Source organism: Cylindrospermopsis raciborskii Cr2010 (assembly GCF_003367075.2).
Classification (GTDB): domain Bacteria; phylum Cyanobacteriota; class Cyanobacteriia; order Cyanobacteriales; family Nostocaceae; genus Raphidiopsis; species Raphidiopsis raciborskii.
Genome location: NZ_CP065936.1, coordinates 2,404,362 through 2,428,843, shown reverse-complemented (window position 1 = coordinate 2,428,843; position 24,482 = coordinate 2,404,362). Strand labels below are relative to the sequence as shown.

Genomic DNA, 24,482 nt, shown 5'->3' with positions numbered 1-24,482 from the left:
AAATGCACCAACATACTTTAGCTGCTGAAATTTGCCAAACGGGTGTGGGACTTCATAGTGGTGTAAATAGTACCGTGCGAATACTACCAGCTCCCATCGGGAGCAAACGCTACTTTGTAAGGGTAGATTTACCTGATTTGCCAATTATTCCCGCTGAAATCGCCGCAGTTAATCAAACTCTTCTCTCTACTGAATTAGGCACGGGAAATGCCCATGTACGCACAGTAGAGCATTTACTAGCATCCCTGGCTGCTATGGGTGTAGATAATGCCCGGATTGAAATTGACGGATCCGAAGTGCCCCTTTTAGATGGTTCTGCCCAAGTATGGACTAATAGTATTGCTGCTGTAGGAATAACTTCACAACCTGTTAGTAATGAATATTTAGCCATAGTAATTAAGGAACCTATCTACGTTTATGAAAAGGACGCATTTGTCTGTGTCCTACCCGGAGAGGATACACGTTTTAGCTACGGAATTGATTTTGACGTGCCAGCAATTGGCAATCAATGGCACAGTGTTGTCCTTTGCCATTCCTTTGTCACCGAAATTGCCCCAGCTCGAACCTTTGGCCTATTACATCAAATTGAACACTTGCAAAAATCTGGTTTAATCAAAGGTGGTAGTCTAGAAAACGCCCTGGTTTGCGGAATGGATGGCTGGGTAAATCCACCATTAAGGTTTATAAATGAACCAGTCAGACATAAAATCCTCGATCTGGTAGGTGATATCAGCCTATTAGGACAGTTTCCCAAGGGCCACTTTCTAGCCTACAAAGCTAGTCATCACCTCCATATCCAGTTAGCACGCAAAATTTTAGAAAGTGTCTGAAAAGTTGTGCTAAAAATTAAGTAAACTTTAAGATTATACGCTATTATCTAGGCTAATTTAGCTTCCCACATCTCAATCAAATCCATTGCCAATGTCAACCCTCAGCCAAACCAATTTTATCCAAGTGACTACATCTCAAGGAGAAGACCAAACCACTAATACATCAGCAACTAAAACAACTTTCACCATAGAAGAGATTCAGCAACTAATACCCCATCGCTACCCGTTTTTACTAGTAGACAAAATAGTTGACTATATTCCGGGAAAGTTAGCTGTAGGTATCAAAAATGTTACTTTTAACGAGCCTCAGTTCCAGGGACATTTTCCCGGACGTTCCCTAATGCCAGGGGTTCTAATCGTGGAAGCTATGGCTCAAGTTGGAGGGGTTGTTATGAGTCAAATGCCTAATATGCCCGAAGGACTATTTGTATTTGTAGGTATTGACAAAGTGCGGTTTCGTCGTCAGGTGGTACCCGGTGACCAATTAATTATGACTGTGGAACTGTTATCTGTCAAACAACGTCGGTTTGGAAAAATGCAGGGTCGAGCTGAAGTTGACGGAAATCTCGCCGCCGAGGGAGAACTAATGTTTTCTTTAATTAGTTAAAATTCGGATAGATAAAAACCTGCGTATTTAGATGCAGCCGTGAAGTGCATCATTCTAATTAATAAATATTTTGTCATCCCTGCTCCCTAATTTCAAATCTCATTCACATCTCAAATTCGCCTTCCTCACACATCACTTATTTTGCCCGACACTTTTTCTATGAAACCAGTTCTGGAGAGTCACCCTTGAAGACACTTATTCATCCAACTGCTGTAATACATCCTAACGCGGAACTCCACTCAACGGTGCAAGTAGGTGCCTATGCTGTGATTGGAGCGAATGTTCAAGTCGGACCAGAAACCGTTATTGGTGCCCATGCGGTGGTGGAAGGACCATGTAAAATTGGATCGGGAAATCACATTTTTCCAGGCGCTGTAATCGGTATGGAACCCCAAGACCTGAAATATGTGGGGGAACTATCTTGGGTTAAGATTGGTGATAATAATGCCATTCGTGAGTATGTGACTATTAACAGGGCTACCGGTCATGGTGAAGCCACCGTTATTGGTAATGGTAATCTGCTAATGGCTTACGTCCATGTGGGTCACAATTGTATAATTGAAGACTCAGTTATTATTGCTAACTCTGTAGCTTTGGCTGGTCATGTACATATTGAGTCCCGAGCTAGACTTAGTGGGGTTTTGGGTGTGCACCAATTTGTCCACATTGGTGGTATGTCCATGATTGGAGGTATGACACGTATTGATCGGGATGTTCCTCCCTATATGTTAGTGGAGGGAAATCCATCCCGCATCCGATCACTCAATCTGGTGGGATTAAAGCGGTCAGGAATGCCGATGAATGAGTTTCAACTACTGAAAAAGGCTTTTCGTATTCTCTACTGCTCTAATGTGTTGTTTAAGGATGCTTTATCTGAGTTGGAACTATTGGGGGATACATCACAGCTAAAACATTTACGTCGTTTCTTGCTACTTTCACAAATGCCAGGAAGAAGGGGGTTGATTCCAGGGAAAAGTGCCACCAAAGGTAGTGACAATAATGAGTTGTGATTCGCTATTTAGCTAGTCTTGACAAATTATGAATGATGAGTTTACTTATATTCATAAACTTTAATAAGTACTCATCATTTGGCTGAAATGCCAGAGCACCTAGAATGTCTACCTCATTTAAAATCTAAAGTTCATGCGAGTATTTATCAGTACTGGGGAAGTTTCGGGAGATTTACAGGGTGCTATGTTAATTACAGCACTGAAAAATCAAGCTGCTACTTTGGGCTTGCCATTAGAGATAGTAGCACTAGGTGGATCCCAAATGGCTAAAGCTGGGGCGAGAGTTTTGGGAGATACTAGTGGTATTGGTTCCATGGGAATTGTTGAGGCATTGCCATATATTATACCAACTATTAGGGTGCAAAGACAGGCGATCGCCTATTTAAAAAAAAATCCTCCGGATATAACAGTGTTGATTGACTACATGACACCAAATATGGGAATTGGTAGTTATATGCAGCAGCATTTTCCCCAAGTTCCCATAGTATATTATATTGCTCCCCAGGAATGGGTATGGTCAATGAGTTTAGATAGAACTAAGAAAATCGTTAGTTTTACTCATAAGTTGTTGGCAATTTTTCCCCAAGAGGCGAGATATTATGGGGAAAACGGAGCTAATGTTCATTGGGTGGGCCATCCCTTAGTAGATAAAATGGCGAACACACCCAGTCGTGAAAGTGCCAGAAAAATATTGGGTATTAAGGAGCAAGAATTGGCGATCGCTCTTTTGCCTGCTTCTCGTCATCAAGAGTTAAAATACTTACTACCTGCAATTTTTCAAGCTGGGAAAAATATACAATCCCAACTATCAAAAGTAAGTTTTCTTATACCCTTATCTTTAGAAAAATTTCGGGGAAAAATTACCAGAGCAATTAGGGAATATGGGTTAAAGGCCAGAATATTTTCTGGGAATCAGAGGGAAATTTTTGCTGCTGCTGACTTAGCAATTACTAAATCGGGGACGGCCAATTTAGAATTGGCCCTGGCCAATGTTCCTCAAGTAGTTGTTTATAGTCTTAATCCTTTCACTGCTTGGGTAGGTAGAAAGATTCTCAAAGGTTCCATTCCCTTTGCTTCCCCCGTGAATTTAGTTCTTATGCGAGAAATTGTACCTGAGCTATTACAGGAACAAGCTACAGCGGATAATATTACCAAAGCAGCGATGGAATTATTATTAAATAGTGAGAAAAGAGAAAAAACCTTATTAGATTATCAAGAAATGCGTCAATGTTTGGGTTCGGTTGGAGTGTGCGATCGCGCAGCTAAGGAAATTTTACTGATGGGGCGATTTGATTAGTTTAAGAACTATAGATAGGGGTGGATTGTTAGCATTGGAAATACCAACAATCCAGCAAGTTGATCATTCAGCTGCAACTCTTACAGATGGATAGGGAAAGAAATTTCTAAATCCTTCCAAGCGTTGTTCCAAAGTTTCAGGAGAGCGATTCCACAAAGTTTCATAATAAAAGAAAACTATACCTAACTCTTCCCTTTGCACAGTTCTGACCTGTTTAGTAATTTGTTGCATAGGAACAGGACTAGTTCTCAAACCGGCCATAATGCCAATTCCAGTAGGAATAATTTGGCGCACTTCTTGTATTTCATCCCGGGCAATTTTAGAGGTAAAACTTTCCAAATCAGAACGATAAACCTGCATAACTAACTCATCCACAATATTCAGTCTTACCCAATTCAACCAATCTTGTAACTGAAACCTATAAGCATGATTGTAGTAATTTGGTGAAACCGAAAATATGAGTTTTGGTTTAATTTGCTTGATAGTATGGTTCAACCTCACCATGAATTCCGTGATTTTATTGGCTCGCCATGCTACCCATTCTGGATCTTGAGAATTAGCTGGGGGATTTTTACCCGTTTCTTGCTTATACAAGTTTACGGTATAATCATCATAGCCAAATTCATGGGGTAAACTAGTGTGGTCATCAAACTGAATACCATCAATATCATAATTGTTAGTCAGCTCCACCAGCAGATCAATAATAAATTTTTGCACCTGGGGATGAAAGGGATTTAACCAAGATACTTCACCAGCAGCACTCATGGAAACTACAGCACCATCTCGCGTTTTAGTGAGCCAATCTGGCTTATTTAACGCCAGCTCTCCAGTATTGGGGGTCATAAATCCAAATTCAAACCAGGGTATTGCCAGTAGATTTTGACTATGGGCCTGATTAATAATATCTGCTAAAATATCATGACCATCGGATCCGCGAAATACAAAGGGTTGAATATCCAAGCTCTTAGCTACATTGCTAGGATACATAACATAACCTGAATTCCACACCACCGGGTAAATTGTATTAAAATTAAGCCGCCGCAATTTCGTCACAGCATCTTTAACTTGGGCACGATCCTTGAAAACATTTAAATCGTTACTTGTTACCCAAACACCCCGAATTTCTTCGCGAGACATTTGAGCGGTTACACTTGGTACTGAGTGTATGAGTACCACTGTCAATAGGGAAATTAAGCATAGCCAAGGGGAAAATTTCTTCCAGATTTTTCGTGGCCAGTTGGTTTGATCCATTGGATGATAATTGAACGAAAAAAGAGGGAGTTTCATGTTGGTCAAGGAGGTGTTCAAATTGGGAGGTGTTGCGGATTATCAACTCAAGTTGTTATCTAATCCCTAATCATAACTTAATAATAATCGTTATTCAAGAGACGTTATGTATATATAGCTTTATCTAAAACGCCATATACAGAGTTGACGGGTAAAAGTGACCCACCTTTACCTCCTACTACCAAAGCTATAAAACAGCGTATTGGTTAGTCTTCTCTAGTATTAACTTAGAACTCTTCATCTGTTGAGGAATCGCTACAGGATAATCACCCGTAAAACAAGCAGAACAGAACCCATTTGTATCTTCCCCAGTGGCGGCTAACATTCCCTCCCAACTTAAATAAGCGAGAGTATCCACCTCTAAATGTGTAGCTATCTCACTAACCGATTTTGTAGCTGCAATAAGCTGCTCCTGTGTATCCGTATCTATTCCATAGAAACAAGGGTGAGTCACCGGTGGAGAAGATATCCTCATGTGCACTTCCCTAGCGCCTGCTTCCCGCAGTGCTTTCACCAGTTTGCGACTAGTAGTTCCCCTGACAATAGAATCATCAATTATTACTACTCTTTTTCCCCATAACACATCCTTGAGCGGGTTCAACTTTACTTTTATCCCCGCCTCTCGCATACTCTGAGTGGGTTGAATAAATGTTCTACCGACGTAACGATTTTTAATTAGTCCCTCGCCATATACTATACCTGATTTTTGGGAAAACCCTATAGCAGCAGGTATACCAGAATCGGGTACACCAAAGACTATATCAGCATCTATCGGAGACTCCTGCGCTAAATTTCTTCCCAGTCGCATTCTATAACTATACAACGTCTCATTGTGCATTAAACTATCTGGACGGGCAAAGTAGATCATTTCAAAGATACATAATTTGCGCTGGGGTTGGGGATTCCAAAATAAAGATGCTAGACCCGTTTCTGTAATCCAAACCAACTCTCCCGGTTCCACGTCCCTTATATATTCCGCACCAATAATATCTAAAGCACAGGTTTCTGAGGCCAAAACATAGCGTATTGGCTCACTATCCAATTTGCCAATCACCAGGGGACGAATCCCATGGGGATCCCTTGCTCCCATAATTCCATCCGGTGTTCCAATTACTAAACTAAATGCGCCTTGACATCGGTGGAATGCATGAGTTGCAGCTTCCAACCATCCCTCACCAGTATTTACCTCCTCAGCGATCGCATGGGCTATCATTTCTGAATCCGTACTTGTCACCAGGTGTAAGTTGGTTTTGAGCAATTCTTCCCGTAATTGCATGGTATTCACCAAATTACCATTGTGAGCCAATGCCAGGGTTCCTAAACGAGTTTCCACCAATGCTGGTTGAGCATTCACCTTACGACTAGAACCGGTGGTGGAGTAACGAGTATGACCAACTGCCATATTACCTGGTAATTGCTCTAAAATCGCCTCGCTAAATACCTGAGAAACCAAACCCATATCCTTATGTTGATGTACATAAGGTCCTTCAAATGTAGCAATACCAGCGGATTCTTGTCCTCTATGTTGCAGCGCATATAATCCAAAATAGGTCATTTTTGCCACATCCTGTTCCGGGGCATATATACCAAAAACACCACAGGCTTCTTCCGGTTTGTCACAGAGGTTTTCAGAACTGTTCATGGTTAGATCAAAAGTGGTAGGATGCTGGGGAATCATGCTGGTTTTTGCTCCTGGTGAGTCACTAAATATTAGAAAATACGGGTGGGTTAGAGAATGGTTAGGTAGTTATTGATCTAGAAATAAATGTCGAACTTTTGCTATCCTTATTCATTCTTAATTAAAACTTAACCATTCACTATCAGAGTATCGCAAATCGGTCAAGGATAAAAAATAAATTGTTAGTTACTTCACTCATAAAAAGCCAGTCGCTGGGCGATCGCCTGATGATAAACATTGCCCATTTGAGGAATATCCATACCCATTACCTCATAGTCATCAAGGGTAGAAACAGTCAACCCAGATGATAAATTGACAACCGAACCCAACTTTTGCCAATTATTCCCTAGGTGTGTTTGTAAATAGGACTCCCAAACTTGTTGATAGGTTCCGGGTACGGAAACTAGGATTCGGGCCCCACCTTCACCAAAAAGCACTTCATCAAAGCGACATTCCTCATTAGAAGAAATACCCAAATTAATGGATGCTCCTAAATTTCCACTCAAACAGCATTCTGCCAAAGCGACTATCAGACCACCTTCAGCACTATCATGGGCAGAACTAACCCATTTGTGACTAATACCATAACGACAGACCTGTTGCACATCCCGTTCCAGGGCAAAATCAATTTTTGGTGGTTTACCAGCAACAGTGTGATGAATAACTGCTAAATATTCCGATCCACCCAACTCCAACTTCACGGAAACTGGTAAACCTAACAGATAAATTCCATCACCTACATTTTGCCAACCCTGACCACAGATTTTTTGTAAATCCTCAATTAAACCAACCATTCCCACTACCGGAGTAGGGTAAATTGCCTGAGGATTTCCCTGTGCATCAAAGGTCTCATTATATAAAGAAACATTACCACCCGTTACAGGAGTTCCCAGCTCCCTACATCCTTCACTAATTCCTTTACAAGCATAAGCCAACTGCCAATAACCTACTTCCTTTTCTGGACTGCCAAAATTCAGGTTATCAGTCACTGCTAACGGTTGTGCACCTACACAACTAAGATTCCGCGCTGCTTCAGCCACCACTGCCTTAGCACCTTCATAAGGATCAAGATACACATAGCGCGAATTACAATCTACCGTAGCCGCCACCCCAGATTCCCAATGGGTGACCGTGGATTCTGATAAGGGACGTAATCGCAGCACTGCTGCATCCGCACCACCAGGTAACAATACAGTATTATTTTGGACTTGATGATCATATTGACGATATACCCAACTCTTAGAAGCAATAGTAGGCGTATTGAGTAATTTCAAGAGAATATCTTGCCAACTTAAAAACTCTCCCTGTACCTCAATTCCCCTGACATCGCAAGTTGGTAACTTGGCTGAAGTCCACTCCCAAGCTAGTTTTACATATTCTGGAGGTTCCGACAATAGTTTCCTTTCATACAAAGGAGTATTTTCAGCCAAAGCCTTTGCTGGAATGGATGCTGCTACTTCCCCCTGAAATAAAATTCTCACCACTGGCTCACTAATTACCTCCCCTGCAACTACTGCATGGAGTCCCCAACGCTGGAAAATATCAATTAACTCCTGCTCTCTCCCCTTCTGGGACACAAATAACATCCTTTCCTGAGATTCGGAAAGCAGGTACTCATAAGGTATCATTCCTAACTCTCGAGCCGGAACCTTATCTAAGTCAAACTGAATACCTACACCACCCTTAGCAGCCATTTCCGAAGTAGAGCAAGTAATCCCTGCAGCGCCCATATCCTGAGCAGCTACTACCGCTCCTGTCTTGAATGCTTCTAAACATGCCTCAATTAAAGACTTTTCCAGAAATGGGTCGCCCACCTGCACTGCGGGACGGTTATCCATGGACTCATCGGTTAATTCAGCGCTGGCAAAACTAGCACCACCCATACCATCTCGCCCAGTGGTAGAACCAACGTATAGAACTGGGTTCCCTATTCCTGCTGCCCCAGATTTAACTATGGTGGGTGTTTCCATTAATCCCAAAGCCATAACATTAACTAGAGGATTTCCTGAATAGGCTGAATCAAAATAAACTTCACCCCCCACAGTGGGAACACCTACACAATTCCCATAATGGGCTATACCCGACACCACACCCGTAAATAATCTTTGGGTTTTTGGATCCTCTAAATTGCCAAACCGGAGGGAATTTAATATTCCAATGGGACGCGCCCCCATGGTAAATATATCCCTTAATATACCACCTACACCGGTAGCAGCACCCTGAAAAGGTTCCACAGCAGAGGGGTGATTATGGGACTCTATCTTAAATGCTAATTGCAGTCCCTGTCCCAAGTCTACCACACCAGCATTTTCGCCAGGTCCCACCAGAATGCGTGGTCCAGTAGTGGGGAACTGTTTGAGCAACGGGCGGGAATTTTTATAGCAGCAGTGTTCGGACCACATCACTCCAAACATTCCCAATTCAGCCTTATTGGGGTGACGACCTAGACGACGCACTATGTCAGCATATTCATCTGGTTTAATGCCTTGGGAGGCGATTTCTTGGGAAGAAAAGGGACTGGTACTCATGTCTGTTTTACACCAAAGGTACAGATGTTTATTTTATCGAAAAGTTGGGATAAAACCGGTGTTTCTAACACAGCTTTTTTAGAAAATCTGCTTGACATCTTGAGCAAGACAAGGTAACATCCAAGAATAGTTGAGGGGTTATAGCTCAATTGGTAGAGCGCTTCAATGGCATTGAAGAGGTCAGCGGTTCGATTCCGCTTAACTCCATTTTAAATACAACAGTGATTTGTTATGCTATTCCACCTTGTTGAACGGCTGGCATTAGATCATTTAGTTCTTCAATTCTAAGCATACGAATATCCCTTACAGATGTAGCAAACCAAGGAAGCGACTTTGATACCTCGATTGCAGCAAGAACGCACGTAACTGCGTTAATATTTTCGTTGCCAAAATAGACACTACCTTGCTGGCGAGTAAATCCGTTCCTTTGCAACACCCTACCAATCTCACTATAGGCGTTATTGTAGGGATCTCCGTAGTTAAGCTTGAGTGACTCAATATCCATGTCAAAGGCAATAGCGTACATTCTTCCTCCTTCAGGCCTTTTCTCTTTTTGTTGCTGAGTAACTACACTATTAACTACTCTCTTTTGAGGAGTCTGGGTAAGCATACTGACCTCCAATCAATCATGATTTCAACGTAGCATTATAGCTATTATAGTCGATTTTGATTAAAAAATTTTTGAAGTACATTACCTCGGTGTGATACGGCGTTGACTGATGTCTATCCACACCAGTGCATTGCCCTACCATGATAACATAATAGTGTTATGATCTCTAACATGGGCTGTGTGTAGTTTTTGAGTTTTCGTTTTGCAAGACCATAACTCTACCATATCAACCCTTCCTTATCAACCCTTCCTTTTCATACTTTTTTTTGGCTAAGGTATTAATTGACTACCACTTTTGCTCCCCCAACCAACAAGTTGCCAACCAGCTGGCATCCTCTTCAACCCATTTGGCAAGGTGAGGAAGAAGAAATTCAAGGAGGACTACCACACACCCAATTAGCTCCCCCATGGCAGTTATTATTATTGGGTGATGGTTCCCCCACTAAACACCTGCAATTACTCACCTGTGAGCCAATAGAAGTGGATGTAATTGATATGTCATTTGTGGGCATGGATTTAGATCAGGCTCCCAATTTAATTGAAACCTTACCAGGCCCAAGATTACGACGACAGGTATGGCTAAAGACATCATCCGGTCAAAGATTGGGTTATGCTACATCTTGGTGGGAGGCCAGTCATGTGGATGAATTTTTGCAAAACCGCTCTCTACCAATTTGGGCAAGTTTAGCAAGAATTCGTACGGAATTGTATAGGGACATTCGAGGAATTTATTGCGGTTACTCGGATGCGCTACAGTTAGGTTTTGGGCAACCAGGACCTTTTTGGGGTCGCCACTACTTGTTTTGGCATCATGGAAAACCTTTAACCTTAATCTATGAGGTTTTCTCACCCTATCTAACTAAATACTTAGGTGAAACTGTAGTATCCCCCGCAGACTTTTGATTTCTGATGCACGAGTGGACTTGAGTAGGTTGTAGATACCGGAGAACTTTTTATGAATCTGGTTGTACTCCAGAATTGGCTAGATAATGCTTCCTTTGCTATTTTGTTCTGTACCATGCTGATATATTGGGTGGGGACAGCTTTTCCTAGTTTTTCCATCACCGCAGCACTGGGAACCGCTGGAATGGCCATTGCCAATTTGTCCATTGCTGTTCTATTAACAGCAAGATGGATGGAGGCGGGTTATTTCCCTTTGAGTAATCTTTATGAATCCCTATTTTTTCTCACCTGGGGAATTACTGCTATTCATTTAATTGCCGAATATACTAGTCGTAGCAGATTGGTAGGCGTAGTAACTGCTCCCGTAGCCATGGGTATTACCGCTTTTGCTACCCTCACCCTACCATCGCAAATGCAAAATTCAGAACCACTAGTACCAGCTCTTAAGTCTAACTGGCTAATGATGCACGTCAGTGTGATGATGTTAAGCTATTCAGCTTTAATGGTAGGTTCTTTACTGGCGATCGCCTTTTTAATTGTCACCCAGGGTCAAAATATTGAATTACAGGGTAGTTCGGTAGGTAATGGTGGTTATCGTACCAATGGTTATAAACTGCTCAAATCCCAGGAATTAATGATGGAAGGTTCTGGAGGAGAAAAGAATGGTTTTGCCCGGGTAGAAAGCAATCAAAATGGTAATGGATATAGTACAGCAGTTTTAGAAGTGGTGAAAGCTGACCATATATCACCAGTTACAACCCTTTCTCCCCAACGTCTGACCCTAGCGGAAACCTTGGACAATATTAGCTATCGGGTAATTGGTCTTGGTTTTCCCTTACTAACAATAGGTATTATTGCTGGTGGCGTTTGGGCCAATGAGGCGTGGGGTTCCTATTGGAGTTGGGATCCAAAAGAAACTTGGGCCCTAATTACCTGGTTGGTTTTTGCTGCTTATCTTCACGCCAGAATTACCCGTGGTTGGCAAGGAAGAAAACCAGCAATTTTAGCAGCTGGTGGTTTTTTAGTGGTTTGGACCTGCTATTTAGGCGTAAATCTGTTGGGTAAAGGCTTACATTCCTACGGTTGGTTTCTCTAATTCTATCAGGGGGAATCTCCCCTGATCCCCATTCCCGATTTGACCAATATTTAGATAGAATAACTGGGTATAACCTAAAGTTACCAAATCGCTTTTGACTAAGACGAAATGATGATAAGTCAATTAAATAATGGTTTTACTCTATTTCTAAGTCTGCTGGTCGAGGCAATGCCTTTTTTGCTTTTAGGTGTTTTATTTTCTAGCTTGTTGTTGTTTTTCGTTGAAGAGCGCAAACTTGTAGATATAATGCCTAAAAATCCCTTCCTGGGAGCTTTGTTTGGCAGCATGATTGGCTTTTTATTTCCAGTTTGCGAGTGTGGTAACGTACCAGTAGCTAGACGATTACTAATGCAAGGAGTGCCCACGTCGGTTGCTATTGGTTTTTTGCTAGCAGCACCAACTATCAACCCAATTGTGATTTGGGCAACGTGGACTGCATTTAGGGATCAACCGGAAATAGTAGTTTTAAGAGTGGTTTTATCCTTATCAATTGCTACTATTATTGGCTTTGTGTTCAGCTTTCAAAAGGATATTACTCCTTACCTGCAACCCCAGATTGCCCGCTATTTGAAATTTAACCCCCCAGCACAGACAGAACCAAAAACCCCACAATTACAAGAACAGGTTACAACCCCCAGTCCCCTTTTGCAATCGGGAACCTATATCCTCGGTGGTAAAGCAGGTATATCCACCAGGTTAAGTGGAAATTTTTCTCAAACAGTTGTAAAAACACCCAACAGAACTTTAATTGGGAAACTGGGCCTGGTTTTAGATAATGCTATCCAGGAACTCCGAGAATTAGGAGCCATAATGGTACTAGGTAGTGCCATAGCAGCAGCTATTCAAGTATTAGCCCCCCGAGATGTGATTCTCAGTTTGGGTGCGGGGCCAATTAGTTCAATTCTTACCATGTTGTTACTAGCTACAGTGGTATCAATTTGTTCCACGGTTGACTCCTTTTTTGCCCTCTCCTTCGCTTCAACTTTTACTAGTGGATCTTTATTAGCCTTTCTTGTCTTCGGTCCAATGATTGACATTAAGGGTGTGGGATTAATGTTATCTGTTTTCAAACCAAAAGCTCTGTTTTATTTATTTGCCTTAGCAGGTCAATTGACACTTTTATTTACCTTGTTTTTAAATCTCCACATCATGTAGCTTAAATGCTGTGATTTTACGTGTATGACTTCACTACGAAATGCTAAATCCCAAACGCCTAATCATTTACTCCCTTGGTTAGAGGTAGTAGCCATTGCTGCTTGGGGAGTGCTAATCTTGAAGTACTGGCTAACCAATAAACTGAATCTCTTAATTCACCCTGATTTCTTTTGGTTAGTTATTGTAGCTGCTATTGGTTTACTGACCATGAGTTTTTGTAAAAGTTTGCAACTTTGGCACAAAATTCCTCCCGATCAAATCACCAGTGGTGAACAACATATTAATGTGTTTCCCCCTGGGTGGAGTAGCAGCTTGCTATTAGTTGCTGCGGTTTTAGGATTTATTATTAGTCCTCAAGTCTTTGCTTCCCAAACAGCACTGAATCGAGAAGTTACGGAAATACTAGGAGCAACACGGACTCAACCCCAGTCCTTTCGCGCTAATACCCGTCCAGAAGAGCGAACTCTAATAGATTGGGTAAGAATACTCAATGTCTATCCAGAACCGGACGCTTATACTGGACAGAAGGTCAAAGTTCAAGGGTTTGTGATTCACTCCCAGGAACTCAATCTGGACCATCTTATCTTAGCTAGGTTTGTGATTACTTGTTGTGCTGCGGACGTTTATCCCGCTGGATTACCTGTCCAACTCCCCACTAATCGCGACCAATATCCCCCAGATACCTGGTTAGAAGTGGAAGGACAAATGATCACGGCCAATATTGCTGGTAAACGCCGACTCACTATTAAGGCTAATTCTATCCGCAAAATTCCCCAGCCCAAAAATCCTTACAGTTATTAGGTGTATTAGGTGACTAAAATATGTTAATTAACCCGAGACTTGTTTAGATTTGTTTGCATTTGTACAGGAATTATTTTCCATTTCTACCGATGACTAAAACCTATAAATCTATTTTGTCTGTTTCACAACTAGATCGTGCGGCGATCGCCCTGATATTAGTGTTAGGTTTGTTGATTGGAATAACTATTGCTCAGGGGGATGGTGTAAAACCCACTGTGCGCAGTTTTAGTTGGCAAGATCGACAGATTGGTGCTGAAGATACTGCATTTAGTCTGGTCTTTAGTCGTCCCATGGATGCTAAAAGTGTGGAGGATAATTTGCAAATTACCCCACCACTAGCTGGTAAAATCAGCTGGGCGGGGAAAAGGATGGTCTACACACTATTAACACCAGCTCCCTATGGCACAAATTATCAAGTTTCGTTAAATAAAGCCAAGGACAAATTTTCCCGCAGTCAGAATAGCAATAGACTAATCAAATCTTTTACGGGTAGTTTCTCTACTCGCAATCGTGCGTTAGTCTATATTGGTGCAAGTCCCCAGGAATATGGTAGGTTGGTTCTTTATAACTTAACCCAAGAGCAGAAAACCATACTTACCCCCAGGGATTTAATTGTTATGGACTTTGAGCCATTTCCTATAGGGGATAAAATCCTGTTTTCCGCTCGTGCAAGTAATAATCCAGATTTACTGTCGGCGAAAATTTATACAGTGACTACAGGAATAGTTAATGGACAAGAACAAAAATCAGAACCAGCAGGTAAACTGGGTTTAATGTTGGACAGTCAAGAGTATCAAAACCTCAAGTTTGACTTGTCCCCTGACGGGGAAACTATTGTGGTTCAAAGAGGTAAAAAAGATAATCCTGGAGATTTTGGACTATGGTATTCATCCCTGGATAACCTAGATTCCAATGGAAAAGTAACACTAAAACGCTTAGAAGGTAAACCAGCAGGTGACTTTATCATTACACCGGATAGCAAAGCAGTAGCAGTTGCCCAAGGACAAGGAACTGCGATTTTATCCCTAGCAGGAGATACAAGTAAACCATTGGACTTTTTACCTCAGTTTGGTTTGGTACAAGCCTTTTCTAAAGATGGTTCCCAAGCTGCTATGGTAAAATTTAATAGCGATTATACTAGAGATTTATTCTTGGTTACCAATCAAGGAGTTCAGAAACCATTACTAAAAACCTCAGGATCCATACTTTACTGCAGTTTTGATCCTTCCTCACCCACTCTCTACTGCTTATTAACTAGTTTAGTATCACAAGACAAATATGTGGAACAACCTTACCTGGTGGCGATCAATCTGGATACAAAAAAGTATAAACCAATTTTAATGTTACCATTAGGACAAAGAAATGTACAAATGAGCCTAGCTCCCGATGGTTTAGCAGTTTTGTTTGACCAAATTGTACCTGTAAGTAATAACTCCCTTTCCTTACCACCTAGTATCTTGAAAACCAATGATGGAGAGGCGATCGCCAAAAGTAGTCTATGGTTTATGCCCCTAGTACCGATTGCTGAAGATCAAGGCAAGTCTCTGATTAAACCGGAAACACTTCCTATGGATGGATTTAACCCGGTATGGCTCCCATAACCTTTCTATTATTTTACAATTATACAGAGAGAAACAAGTCATGGTAGATTCAGAAATACAACAGTTAGTAACCTTAAATCAAGAACTAAAAAATGTTAACAATGATTTATGTAGAAAATTGGAGAAGTTAAACAAGGAATTAGGGGAAGCGGAAAAAATTCTACAGTGGCAAAAAAAACGCTCTAGCGTCAGCGAATCCATGTTAAATCAGCAGAATCAGGAGATAACAGCTGCTCAAGAGCGAATACAGTCCCTTTCCCAGCAATTGGAAACTGCTTTGCAAAATATGGAAAGTCAGGAGATGTTTATTGAAACCCATAAAGCAGAATCGCAAATAAATCAACAAAGAATCGCCCAACTAGAAAGAGAATGTACCCTTCTACAAACTAAATGTAGTGAACAATCTCAACAGTTACTACAGTCAGAAAATACCTGTCGTGAATTAGGTATGCGACTTTTAAGACAACAGCGTCAAACCCTACAGTTTAAAGCTGCTTTGGAAAAGTGTTTAGATAATCCTGCTTCTAGCGATCAAGAAATAGATGATAATGCTTGTTATTTAGATGTAAATACGGAGGACAGCAGATTTTATAAAAAAGTGCAGTCTTTATTATCACACAGGGAACCCATTAGACCTTGGTCAGCAATGGACTATGTAGACTCAGAATTTAACCAACCCACAGAAAACACAATGGATGTCCCCGAAGAGACTTCCCATGTAGATCAGAGATTGGAAGATATTCTGTCCGTGTTTTTTGCTTCTAATCCCGATGTGTCAGATATATCAAATACAAATCGGACAAATAATACCAAGGAGACCAATATCATAGACTCAAATCCAGAGGAAAATGAACCTAGACCAACCATGACTTCAGAAAGTTCAAAAGATATAAATAATTTACCCAAAGTGAACTTGTTATCTGATTGTCCCATAAATACCATCAACATGAACACCAGTGACCAACAAAATAATTACGATCTACAATGGTCAATTAATAAAATTAATAATTCGTCTAATAACTTCTCCCCTGTAGAACCTTTAGAGCAAGATTCAGAAGAGAAATCACCTTCACCTTTGATTTACCCTGGTCGAACGGTGAAAGTGAGAAAAACCTTAGCAGCAGTAGAGCTGCCAAATTTCCCACCTCAGTCTCAAAATCAAGACGCTCGTTAACTCTTCCTAAACTTACCTACAGACAAATCTGAAGAAATGGAAGTGACAAATCGAGTGTTAACACGCCTCCCAATGGTAATGGCATAATTAATTTCCAATAATTGTAGCCAAAGTGCGGGATAATTAGGTTCCAACCAGGACTGATTCCATTGGAGGAATGGGGAGAACCAGGTTCCCAGCAAAGCGCTTACCAGAGCATGAACACCAAAATTAAAATAATTGCCCAACCATTTAACTAGATCCTGAAAACCCGCCATTTGCCAAATCCAAATCAGTAAAGCAGGATTTTTGCTAGCAGCTTTTATCGCTAGACGATTAAAGGTTAACCAGTCACAGCGGTCTTTAATAAAATTGTCCACTACCTGTAAAGGTTCATCTACCAGCAAACCAAAGAAGGTATTGAGCATAGCATTTACCCTTTGGGGAGGAATAAATTTCCCCGTGGGAACCATCATTCCTTTAGAGAATAACCAAGTTACAGAAACGTTACTTTGGTAGGCACGAATTCTATTTAGATGTGTGAAACTCAGTAAATTATGTTTTAAAGCAGTATTCAACAGAGTCGTTAAACGGTCCAGGTTGCGAACCAGAGAACCGAAACCAGTAAATACTAAAGGAGATTGTAAAGAAGCGGAATCACCAATGGCAATTACTCGGTTAAAAGCCACCTTGCGATCTCTACTACTGGTACTAAAATGCCCGGGTATATAGCCAAAAGTAGCCTTTTTCCACACCAGGTTATCCAGGTCACAACGGCGGTATTCTGGTAAAATTGCAAAAAAGTCCTCATACATTTCCAAAAGAGAACCGGGATTTTTACCATTTACCTGATGATAGTGAAATAGATAAATTGTCAGTTCTTCCCCCTTTCCTGGAAACAACTCCCAAATTAACTGTCTTCCCCTAGAAATATCCCCATGACTATACAAAACATCCCCATACTGGGAGTCCCACACTCCAGGAGCGAATCCCTTCTCTATAATAGCACCCACTGTAGGACACACACTATCAAAAGCTCTACCACCATTTAATTGCCAAGCTATAGGAGAAGCAGTACCCATAGCATCTATGAGTAATCTACCCCCTACTAGTTTCTCATTTCCTGTAGTTATACTCTTGACAGTTACACTAACTTGTGAACTAGTGACATCTGCTCGCACAAATTCTGTTTCATCCCAAATATCACCACCAGCATCTCGCAGTTTTTGTCCACACAGGGTTAATAATATCTCAGCATCCAGAGCCACATTCAGAACCGTAGGTGTGTGTAATACAGGTGCTTGCAAGTCAGATGGATTATTGGCATCAAAAAACTTATTAAAACCATCTTTATACTCTCTAGCAATAATAGTTTCTACTTCTTCATTTGTAAGTAAGTTTAGATTGATTAGACTTTGAATTTCATCCCGAGAAATATTCCATTCCCTATTCATTCTGCCAAAAGGTAATCTTTCAATCAGTAGCACCTTATAACCCAATCTAGCCATAACTGCAGCATGGATTGAACCCAAAGCGCCACCGATATAGATTAGGTCATAGATTGGGCCAGATGAGTTTTCTGATGAGGTTGTTTGGTGGTCAAAAACTACTTGACGGGGTTGCTGAGGACTTTTGACACCTTCGCGCCAACGTTGCTCCCACCAGTAAACACGTTTAAGATCATATTCCCCATTGGGAATTTTCTGAAAATACTTGACAGTTAGAGGATAATAGGGTTCTAATTCTGTAAAAATTGACCTTTGGGGGTCAATCTTTGGGGGATCGGGGTATTGGTGGGGAAAGCGGCTCCGAATACCCATAGTTAAGCGTTGTAAAACTAAACCTTCTCTTCTAAATGGTTTATCTCCCCAACGAAACACCTTCAAGTATGTTGTTCGCTGTACAGACCAAACAAAAATCGAGAGTTCCGTAGCTAAATGTTTTTCAATAGATAACTCCTCATTTACCACGCGAACTCCTTGTGGAGTTAGTAATTTTTCTCCATCTCCCGGAACAAACTCTGTTTGTAGCCAGTCCCGGACAGCACCACTATCGCTGGTGGGAATTTCTAAGTAAAGAAGCTCTTTCATTTTCTAGTGATATCTCCCAATGTTTTTGTGATGTTGTTGTAAACGTACCTAAACTTACCTAAAAAATTTATCCTAAATTCGCGCCATGAATTATCCTATCCCACAGAGTCCTCAAGAAATCGTCGCCCTACGACAACAACCCGTTGATGAAGAGTTAGTAGCTGCCGCCATTGCAGGATTAGTCCAGTTAGGTCGCGCCCAAGGGCAGTCCCTAGAAGATTTAACTGCTCAAGTTCTGGAAGAGGATCCCATGTTAGACCGCCAACAAAGAAGATGGCTGAGCCAGCTGGTAGCACAAGCATGGGAAATTTTCTCATAAATCTTCTCCTCATCTCCTGTACTCATCACCACAGTCCCCTATGACCTGATACAAATCTCGTGATTGTTGGCAAACCCTATTGATGATTTTGATATCTTCATCATCCAAATCAAACTCAAAAACCCGCTGATTATCTGCTATGTGTTCGCTAATTCCCAGCCTTGCACCTACGATTACACCTGCTACTGCTGGCTGTTTTAGAATATAATTGATAGCCACATTAGCAATACTAGCTTGATGCTTGTCTGCTATTTGTTTAAGAGTAGTAAGTAGGGACTGGAACAATTGCCATCCACCCCAAGCATCAATCATGTTTTTGTACTTTTTTAAGCTAATGGTATTTAAATCAAAACTGCGAGGTTCTGACTGTCCCAAATATTTTTCGGATAAAAAACCACCGCAAATAGTACCATAGGTCAATAACTTAATATTGTGTGCTTCACAAAATTTAATCATATTCACTTCTGGTCTTCTATCAACTAGAGAATATTGCACTTGATTGGAAACAATTCTTATGCCAGCTTGGGTAATGATTTGCAAGTGTTCCGTATCGAAGTTAGTCAAAGCTAAGTGTTTAATTTTGCCCTGGGCTTGTAACTCTACCATATATTTTAGGGCATTTAAATAGTTAGAATTGCCATATTCCCACCAATGAAACTGCATTAGGTCCAAAGATGGCACATCCATCCTTTTTAAGGAAATATTAATATTTTCTTCAACGATTCCCTTAGTCATGTTAACAGGGCGGGGAACCCATTTGGTGAAGGTTTGAATATTATTAGCTGCTAACTCTCCGCGCTGTGCTATTAACTGACGACGGAACTCCCCGATTAAATCCTCTGCTGGGCCATAGTGATCTGCCAGATCCCAGGTAGTAAAACCAGCATCAACATATTTGAACATAGCACTTAAAGCGTTTTTTGGCACAATGCGTCCGTGTCCGCCAGAAACCTGCCACATTCCATTTAAAATGCGGCAAATTCGTAAATCAGGAGTAAGTTGTAAATAGCTTTTTGTAGGTAGCATAGATAAATTTTGATTTAACTCTTTTATAAGCTTTGAGCCTTTTAACGTAAGTTCAAGACTAAACGTTGAGCTCCATCGAAACCCACCGGAAAGTTTTCAACCGACTGGAGATAGTTGCTAGGAATTCTGTTGACTGGTTTCAGGTAATCAGGTATATTATAGGGGATCCAGCAAAAGATATTTTTATGGCCCGTCAAGTTATTCGTACTGAGAAAGCACCCGCACCGGTTGGTCCTTATAATCAAGCCATTGTAGCCACTGGGAAGATGGTGTTCGTAGCTGGACAAATAGCCATAGACCCAGTTTTAGGAGATGTGGTTCATACCACTGATATCACTAAACAAACGGAACAGGTAATGACCAATCTTGAGGCTATTCTCACTCAAGCAGGTGCCACCTTTAACGATGTGGTGAAAACTAGTGTGTTTTTGTCTGATATGCAAGATTTTGCCGCTATGAATGCGGTTTATGCTCGCTATTTTTCAACTGACTCTGCTCCCGCACGCGCCTGTGTACAGGTTTCTCGGTTGCCTAAAGATGTATTAGTAGAAATTGAATGCATTGCTGTAATTAGTTAACACTTAATTCTACCCATGTCTTTTCTGATGCCACTTCCAAGCATGGGAAACTATCTCGTTGATATGAGGGTATACCGGTTGCCAACCTAGTATTTTCCTGGCTTTCTCACTGCTACCAATGAGAATAGGCGGATCCCCGGGACGGCGATCGCACTCAGTAATGGGTATATTGTTACCTGTAACTTCCTTTGCAGCAGCAATGACTTCTTTGACGGAAAAACCGTTGCCATTACCCAAGTTAAAAACTGTGCTAGTACCCCCCTGCAGCAGGTATTCCAGACCCAAAATATGGGCAATTGCTAGGTCAGTGACGTGAATATAATCACGAATACAAGTGCCATCGGGAGTGGGATAATCAGTGCCAAAAATCGAAATTGAAGACCTTTTACCCAAGGCGGTTTGCAATACTAGTGGGATTAAATGGGTTTCTGGGTTATGGTCTTCCCCCAAAATCCCACTAGGATCAGCACCAGCAGCGTTAAAGTAACGGAAAGATACGTATTTTAACCCGTATGCAATATCAAAATCCGAGAGTATCCGCTCTACCATAAGTTTAGTAGCTCCATAGGGATTAATCGGATGCTGGGGATGTTCTTCCGTCAGGGGAATAAACTGGGGGACTCCGTAGGTAGCACAGGTGGAAGAAAAAACAAACTTGTAAATACCAGCTCCCAGCATGGCTTCTAAAAGACTTAAAGTGGCTACTACATTATTACGATAATACTTGGCTGGATCAGTAACTGACTCACCTACGTAGGCGTATGCTGAGAAATGCATAACAACTTCCACTTGATACCGTTGAAATATGGAATTTAAGAGGGGGATATCTTGTATATCTCCTTGAATGAGTTCTACCTGTAATACCTGTTCGACTAGATCCCGGTGACCATAGACCAGATTATCCAGAATAAGGACATGATAACCATCTTGTAATAGGGCTTTGACCGCATGGGAACCTATATAACCTGCTCCACCTGTGACTAAAACTGTGGGTTTTGAAATTGGGAAAATAGACATAATTTGCTCCTAATTTGTGATTTGTGCTGCATTTAGGTTTATGAGTAGCTGGGAGATTACGGTTTGACGGTAAAATAAACCCATTTGTGGCAAAAGTTTGGATTTGGGAGTAAAAAGTTATTTAGGCTTTTGACTCTGAGATGAATTTTCTGGCCACCTGGGCCACTATCCTGGGCTAATGCTATATGTAATTCTCCAGACTAGCTGTGCAAAAAAATAGAGAGTTGATTTATTTATGTTTCAATTATTAAGCCGGGTTTTACTATGGCTATTAATTGGGGTTATTGCCTACTCCCTGTTCCAAAAATTCTACCCCACGGTTAACTTTGTTGGTAGAATTGTAGTGGGGTTAATAATTTCCGTGTTGGCTTTGGCATTTTTCAACCCAGGTGAACCTGTAGTTGCTTCTCTGTGGCGATTTATTTCTTTTCCCCTCAAACCATTGGGAGCATCAGCTTTGCTGTTAATTATCGCCGCTCAAAAAATCAAGGGAGGTGGTATAGAAAAACCTGGAGGATATCTGTTAGGATGGTCATTAGCTATTTTACTATTTTCTAGTACCCCTGCTATTGCCTACTTTTTAGTCAGAACCCCTATTGCTACTATACTACCTCCTCCCGTATTAGTAGCATCCTTGCCACTAGGAATAAGCAGCAATATTACATCTGATGTAGTGAGTGGTGGTATATTAAATAGTGCTGGTGTTAACATCCCATCCTATTTGTTACAAACCCCTCAAGCAATTAGTAATAGAGGACTCAGGGTAGAAGATTTTGTGCCAAGTGCGGAAACTCTACAACTCACCACCCAGGTTTGGGAAAGTTATCTGAATCAAATTTATGTTTTCTTGCGTGGACGCTCTTAATCTGCAAAGATTAAAAAGTTGGCAGGTTTGACACTCTACCGCTGTGGAACTGGGGAGTTATTTGGGAGATACTTGCTTAGTTAGTAGAGCTCTCTCAACCTGGTAAACTCCCCCGCCCCCACCTATATGGTGCTACTATAGGTATTAAAGATAAAAATAATGGTGAAATCTCGAAGACTTGCTCAACTTGGTAACTACTTGCGTCCCCATTGGAAAGAAACATTATTGGGCGTTATTGCTCTGTTGTCTGTCAATGGCTTAGGAGTTTATATCCCTCTGCTTATTCGCTCTGGTGTTGCTACCTTATCTACTACTTTTAGTTTTAAGCAAATTCTATATTATGCGGTAGTTATTATTCTGCTCAGTTCCGCCATGTGGATGATGCGTATGGCCTCCCGCATCTGGATTTTTGGTGTTGGTCGTCAGGTAGAATTTGAACTAAAACAACGGATTTTTGAACATTTACTCAAGCTAGAACCCGCTTACTTTTCTATTAACCCACCCGGGGATTTGATTACTCGCACCACCAGCGATGTGGAAAACATCCGCCGACTTCTAGGGTTTGCAGTATTAAGCCTGGTAAATACTGTATTTGCCTATTCTATGACCATACCAATCATGCTATCGATTAACATAGAGTTGACCCTAGCAGCTTTGGTTGTTTATCCGGTAATGTTATTTTTAGTGCATACTTTTAGCGATCGCCTCCGTCAAGAACAAGCAGCAGTACAGGAAAAACTTTCGGATATAAGTGAATTAATTCAGGAGGATATGAGCGGGATTTCATTAATTAAGATCTATGCTCAAGAGGAAAATGAACGTCGGGCCTTCCAAAATAAAAACCAGGCTTTATTAAAAGCGAATTTAACACTGGCTAAAACTAGAAGCACCCTGTTTCCCATGATTGGTGGACTAGCAAATATCAGTTCTTTGATCATTATTTGGTTAGGGACAATGCGCATATCTTCCGGGAATTTGTCCGTGGGAGATTTTTTAGCTCTCCTGATTTATGTGGAACGATTAGTTTTTCCTACTGCGCTACTAGGTTTTACAATTACTGCTTACCAAAGGGGTGAAGTTAGCATTGATAGACTAGAATCTATTTTCAGTGTCACTCCTCAAATTCAAGATGTGCCAGAAGCAATTTCCTTAGATATTAATAAGGTTAAGGGAGCAATCACAGCTAATAATTTTAGTTATGCCTATCCAGGTAGTCGGATTTCTGCGTTGACAGGCGTTAACTTTAATATTAACCCAGGGGAAATGATCGCAGTTGTAGGAGCAATTGGCTCTGGTAAATCAACTCTAGCCAATGCTTTACCTAGGTTGCTAGATATTGGAGAAGGACAATTATTCTTAGATGGTTGGGACATTACAAAAATATCATTAAATGATTTGCGAGCTGCAATTGCCTATGTACCACAAGATAGTTTTTTGTTCAGCACTAGTATTAGGAATAATATCTCCTATGGTGACCTTGTAACTGAACAAGAAGAATTAGGTAGTGCTGCCAATTTAGCCAAGAATAGACTTAGGGGGAGGTTTGAACAAGAAAGAGTGGAAAGTGTTGCTAATCTAGTTCACATAGCAGCAGAAATTAATAACTTTCCCCAACAATATGACACCCTGGTAGGTGAAAGGGGAATCACCCTGTCAGGAGGTCAAAGACAACGTACTGCTTTAGCTAGAGCCATGTTAGTTGATGCTCCGGTATTAATTTTAGATGATGCTCTTTCTAGTGTGGATAATGAAACAGCTACCCAGATTCTGCAAAACCTTTCCCAAGGTAAAAAACGGAAAACTGTAATTTTCATCACCCATCAACTTGCTGCTGCTGCTAGTGCTGATAGGATTATGGTTATGGAAAAGGGTGAAATTGTGCAAATTGGTAAACATTCGGATTTGGTAGAACAACCTGGACTATACCAAAAGTTATGGAGTCAGCATCAAATGGAACAGTTATTACAATAACACAATCTCCCTATGGGTGTCTGACACCCATAGGGAGTGATTGAGGTAAGGTATGTTTTT

21 protein-coding genes and 1 tRNA gene are annotated in these 24,482 nt (G+C 41.1%); 15 read left to right on the top strand and 7 right to left on the bottom strand.

The genetic code is table 11. From position 1 onward, the window contains the following. Window positions 1-2 precede the first annotated feature (2 nt). The 4 genes from lpxC to lpxB all read left to right on the top strand — a co-directional run bounded on the left by lpxC (window position 3) and on the right by lpxB (window position 3,744). Window positions 3-830 carry a UDP-3-O-acyl-N-acetylglucosamine deacetylase gene (gene lpxC, locus C6N34_RS10955; protein ID WP_006276945.1) on the top strand — a complete coding sequence of 276 codons (828 nt, stop codon included), beginning with the start codon at window positions 3-5 and terminating at the stop codon, window positions 828-830. Between the two features lie 91 nt (window positions 831-921). Next, on the top strand, window positions 922-1,437 hold the full coding sequence (gene fabZ / locus C6N34_RS10950) for a 3-hydroxyacyl-ACP dehydratase FabZ (protein ID WP_006276944.1): 516 nt from the start codon (window positions 922-924) through the stop codon (window positions 1,435-1,437). Window positions 1,438-1,622: 185 nt separating this feature from the next. Next, a complete protein-coding gene (gene lpxA, locus C6N34_RS10945) occupies window positions 1,623-2,447 on the top strand; it encodes an acyl-ACP--UDP-N-acetylglucosamine O-acyltransferase (protein WP_072149089.1) in 825 nt (274 codons plus the stop codon). A gap of 133 nt (window positions 2,448-2,580) precedes the next feature. Next, the gene (gene lpxB, locus C6N34_RS10940; protein ID WP_115538782.1) at window positions 2,581-3,744 is read left to right on the top strand and encodes a lipid-A-disaccharide synthase; all 1,164 of its coding nucleotides are present in this window, start codon (window positions 2,581-2,583) and stop codon (window positions 3,742-3,744) included. A 63-nt stretch (window positions 3,745-3,807) separates the two neighbouring features. On the opposite strand, the gene C6N34_RS10935 is transcribed toward lpxB, so the two are convergent. From C6N34_RS10935 to purL, 3 genes are all read right to left on the bottom strand, one after another. Continuing rightward, a complete protein-coding gene (locus C6N34_RS10935) occupies window positions 3,808-4,995 on the bottom strand; it encodes a glycoside hydrolase family 10 protein (protein WP_115538783.1) in 1,188 nt (395 codons plus the stop codon). Window positions 4,996-5,218: 223 nt separating this feature from the next. After that, on the bottom strand, window positions 5,219-6,709 hold the full coding sequence (gene purF, locus C6N34_RS10930; RefSeq protein WP_115538784.1) for an amidophosphoribosyltransferase: 1,491 nt from the start codon (window positions 6,707-6,709) through the stop codon (window positions 5,219-5,221). A gap of 191 nt (window positions 6,710-6,900) precedes the next feature. Beyond that, window positions 6,901-9,237 carry a phosphoribosylformylglycinamidine synthase subunit PurL gene (gene purL / locus C6N34_RS10925; protein WP_057177468.1) on the bottom strand — a complete coding sequence of 779 codons (2,337 nt, stop codon included), beginning with the start codon at window positions 9,235-9,237 and terminating at the stop codon, window positions 6,901-6,903. 134 nt (window positions 9,238-9,371) lie between these two features. Here purL and C6N34_RS10920 point away from each other — a divergent pair. Further along, a tRNA-Ala gene (locus C6N34_RS10920) sits at window positions 9,372-9,444 on the top strand. 22 nt (window positions 9,445-9,466) lie between these two features. Here the strand turns inward: C6N34_RS10920 and C6N34_RS10915 are convergent. After that, window positions 9,467-9,847 (bottom strand): virulence protein, encoded by a 381-nt coding sequence (locus C6N34_RS10915; RefSeq protein ID WP_220272388.1) that lies wholly within the window; start codon window positions 9,845-9,847, stop codon window positions 9,467-9,469. Between the two features lie 282 nt (window positions 9,848-10,129). On the opposite strand from C6N34_RS10915, the gene C6N34_RS10910 reads away from it, so the two are divergent. From C6N34_RS10910 to C6N34_RS10885, 6 genes are all read left to right on the top strand, one after another. Beyond that, complete coding sequence (locus C6N34_RS10910; RefSeq protein ID WP_006276937.1) at window positions 10,130-10,750, top strand: chorismate lyase; 621 nt, start codon at window positions 10,130-10,132, stop codon at window positions 10,748-10,750. A gap of 52 nt (window positions 10,751-10,802) precedes the next feature. Beyond that, window positions 10,803-11,846, top strand: coding sequence for a c-type cytochrome biogenesis protein CcsB (gene ccsB / locus C6N34_RS10905; protein ID WP_006276936.1), 1,044 nt, complete (start codon window positions 10,803-10,805; stop codon window positions 11,844-11,846). 111 nt (window positions 11,847-11,957) lie between these two features. Then, the gene (locus tag C6N34_RS10900; protein ID WP_006276935.1) at window positions 11,958-13,001 is read left to right on the top strand and encodes a permease; all 1,044 of its coding nucleotides are present in this window, start codon (window positions 11,958-11,960) and stop codon (window positions 12,999-13,001) included. A gap of 24 nt (window positions 13,002-13,025) precedes the next feature. Further along, window positions 13,026-13,802, top strand: a complete 777-nt coding sequence (locus tag C6N34_RS10895; RefSeq protein WP_057177466.1) for a TIGR03943 family putative permease subunit — start codon at window positions 13,026-13,028, stop codon at window positions 13,800-13,802. 89 nt (window positions 13,803-13,891) lie between these two features. Further along, window positions 13,892-15,403 (top strand): Ig-like domain-containing protein, encoded by a 1,512-nt coding sequence (locus C6N34_RS10890; RefSeq protein ID WP_115538785.1) that lies wholly within the window; start codon window positions 13,892-13,894, stop codon window positions 15,401-15,403. Between the two features lie 40 nt (window positions 15,404-15,443). After that, window positions 15,444-16,577, top strand: a complete 1,134-nt coding sequence (locus C6N34_RS10885) for a coiled-coil domain-containing protein (RefSeq protein ID WP_057177592.1) — start codon at window positions 15,444-15,446, stop codon at window positions 16,575-16,577. Here C6N34_RS10885 and C6N34_RS10880 read toward each other — a convergent pair. Beyond that, entirely contained in the window at window positions 16,574-18,646 is a 2,073-nt protein-coding gene (locus C6N34_RS10880) for an NAD(P)/FAD-dependent oxidoreductase (protein WP_115538786.1), read from the bottom strand. The two genes, C6N34_RS10885 and C6N34_RS10880, sit on opposite strands and share 4 nt — an antisense overlap. A gap of 85 nt (window positions 18,647-18,731) precedes the next feature. Between C6N34_RS10880 and C6N34_RS10875 the strand changes: the two genes are divergently transcribed. Further along, window positions 18,732-18,965, top strand: coding sequence for a hypothetical protein (locus C6N34_RS10875; protein WP_006276929.1), 234 nt, complete (start codon window positions 18,732-18,734; stop codon window positions 18,963-18,965). 9 nt (window positions 18,966-18,974) lie between these two features. On the opposite strand, the gene C6N34_RS10870 is transcribed toward C6N34_RS10875, so the two are convergent. After that, complete coding sequence (locus C6N34_RS10870; RefSeq protein WP_115538787.1) at window positions 18,975-19,991, bottom strand: aldo/keto reductase; 1,017 nt, start codon at window positions 19,989-19,991, stop codon at window positions 18,975-18,977. Window positions 19,992-20,056: 65 nt separating this feature from the next. Here C6N34_RS10870 and C6N34_RS10865 point away from each other — a divergent pair, with 65 nt between their 5' ends. Further along, on the top strand, window positions 20,057-20,569 hold the full coding sequence (locus tag C6N34_RS10865) for a RidA family protein (protein WP_236107013.1): 513 nt from the start codon (window positions 20,057-20,059) through the stop codon (window positions 20,567-20,569). Window positions 20,570-20,578: 9 nt separating this feature from the next. Here C6N34_RS10865 and galE read toward each other — a convergent pair whose 3' ends face one another. Beyond that, window positions 20,579-21,586, bottom strand: coding sequence for a UDP-glucose 4-epimerase GalE (gene galE, locus C6N34_RS10860; protein WP_115538788.1), 1,008 nt, complete (start codon window positions 21,584-21,586; stop codon window positions 20,579-20,581). Window positions 21,587-21,821: 235 nt separating this feature from the next. Between galE and C6N34_RS10855 the strand changes: the two genes are divergently transcribed. Together C6N34_RS10855 and C6N34_RS10850 are read left to right on the top strand one after the other, a co-directional pair. Continuing rightward, complete coding sequence (locus C6N34_RS10855; RefSeq protein WP_057177461.1) at window positions 21,822-22,451, top strand: hypothetical protein; 630 nt, start codon at window positions 21,822-21,824, stop codon at window positions 22,449-22,451. 159 nt (window positions 22,452-22,610) lie between these two features. Further along, complete coding sequence (locus tag C6N34_RS10850) at window positions 22,611-24,422, top strand: ABC transporter ATP-binding protein (protein ID WP_057177460.1); 1,812 nt, start codon at window positions 22,611-22,613, stop codon at window positions 24,420-24,422. Window positions 24,423-24,482 lie beyond the last annotated feature (60 nt).

Bases quoted from the DNA above. Each gene is read 5' to 3' on its own strand.
- lpxC (WP_006276945.1), top strand. From the start codon at position 3: ATGCACCAACATACTTTAGCTGCTGAAATTTGCCAAACGGGTGTGGGA.
- fabZ (WP_006276944.1), top strand. From the start codon at position 922: ATGTCAACCCTCAGCCAAACCAATTTTATCCAAGTGACTACATCTCAA.
- lpxB (WP_115538782.1), top strand. From the start codon at position 2,581: ATGCGAGTATTTATCAGTACTGGGGAAGTTTCGGGAGATTTACAGGGT.
- C6N34_RS10935 (WP_115538783.1), bottom strand. From the start codon at position 4,995: ATGGATCAAACCAACTGGCCACGAAAAATCTGGAAGAAATTTTCCCCT.
- purF (WP_115538784.1), bottom strand. From the start codon at position 6,709: ATGATTCCCCAGCATCCTACCACTTTTGATCTAACCATGAACAGTTCT.
- purL (WP_057177468.1), bottom strand. From the start codon at position 9,237: ATGAGTACCAGTCCCTTTTCTTCCCAAGAAATCGCCTCCCAAGGCATT.
- C6N34_RS10915 (WP_220272388.1), bottom strand. From the start codon at position 9,847: ATGCTTACCCAGACTCCTCAAAAGAGAGTAGTTAATAGTGTAGTTACT.
- ccsB (WP_006276936.1), top strand. From the start codon at position 10,803: ATGAATCTGGTTGTACTCCAGAATTGGCTAGATAATGCTTCCTTTGCT.
- C6N34_RS10900 (WP_006276935.1), top strand. From the start codon at position 11,958: ATGATAAGTCAATTAAATAATGGTTTTACTCTATTTCTAAGTCTGCTG.
- C6N34_RS10895 (WP_057177466.1), top strand. From the start codon at position 13,026: ATGACTTCACTACGAAATGCTAAATCCCAAACGCCTAATCATTTACTC.
- C6N34_RS10890 (WP_115538785.1), top strand. From the start codon at position 13,892: ATGACTAAAACCTATAAATCTATTTTGTCTGTTTCACAACTAGATCGT.
- C6N34_RS10885 (WP_057177592.1), top strand. From the start codon at position 15,444: ATGGTAGATTCAGAAATACAACAGTTAGTAACCTTAAATCAAGAACTA.
- C6N34_RS10880 (WP_115538786.1), bottom strand. From the start codon at position 18,646: ATGAAAGAGCTTCTTTACTTAGAAATTCCCACCAGCGATAGTGGTGCT.
- C6N34_RS10875 (WP_006276929.1), top strand. From the start codon at position 18,732: ATGAATTATCCTATCCCACAGAGTCCTCAAGAAATCGTCGCCCTACGA.
- C6N34_RS10870 (WP_115538787.1), bottom strand. From the start codon at position 19,991: ATGCTACCTACAAAAAGCTATTTACAACTTACTCCTGATTTACGAATT.
- galE (WP_115538788.1), bottom strand. From the start codon at position 21,586: ATGTCTATTTTCCCAATTTCAAAACCCACAGTTTTAGTCACAGGTGGA.
- C6N34_RS10855 (WP_057177461.1), top strand. From the start codon at position 21,822: ATGTTTCAATTATTAAGCCGGGTTTTACTATGGCTATTAATTGGGGTT.
- C6N34_RS10850 (WP_057177460.1), top strand. From the start codon at position 22,611: ATGGTGAAATCTCGAAGACTTGCTCAACTTGGTAACTACTTGCGTCCC.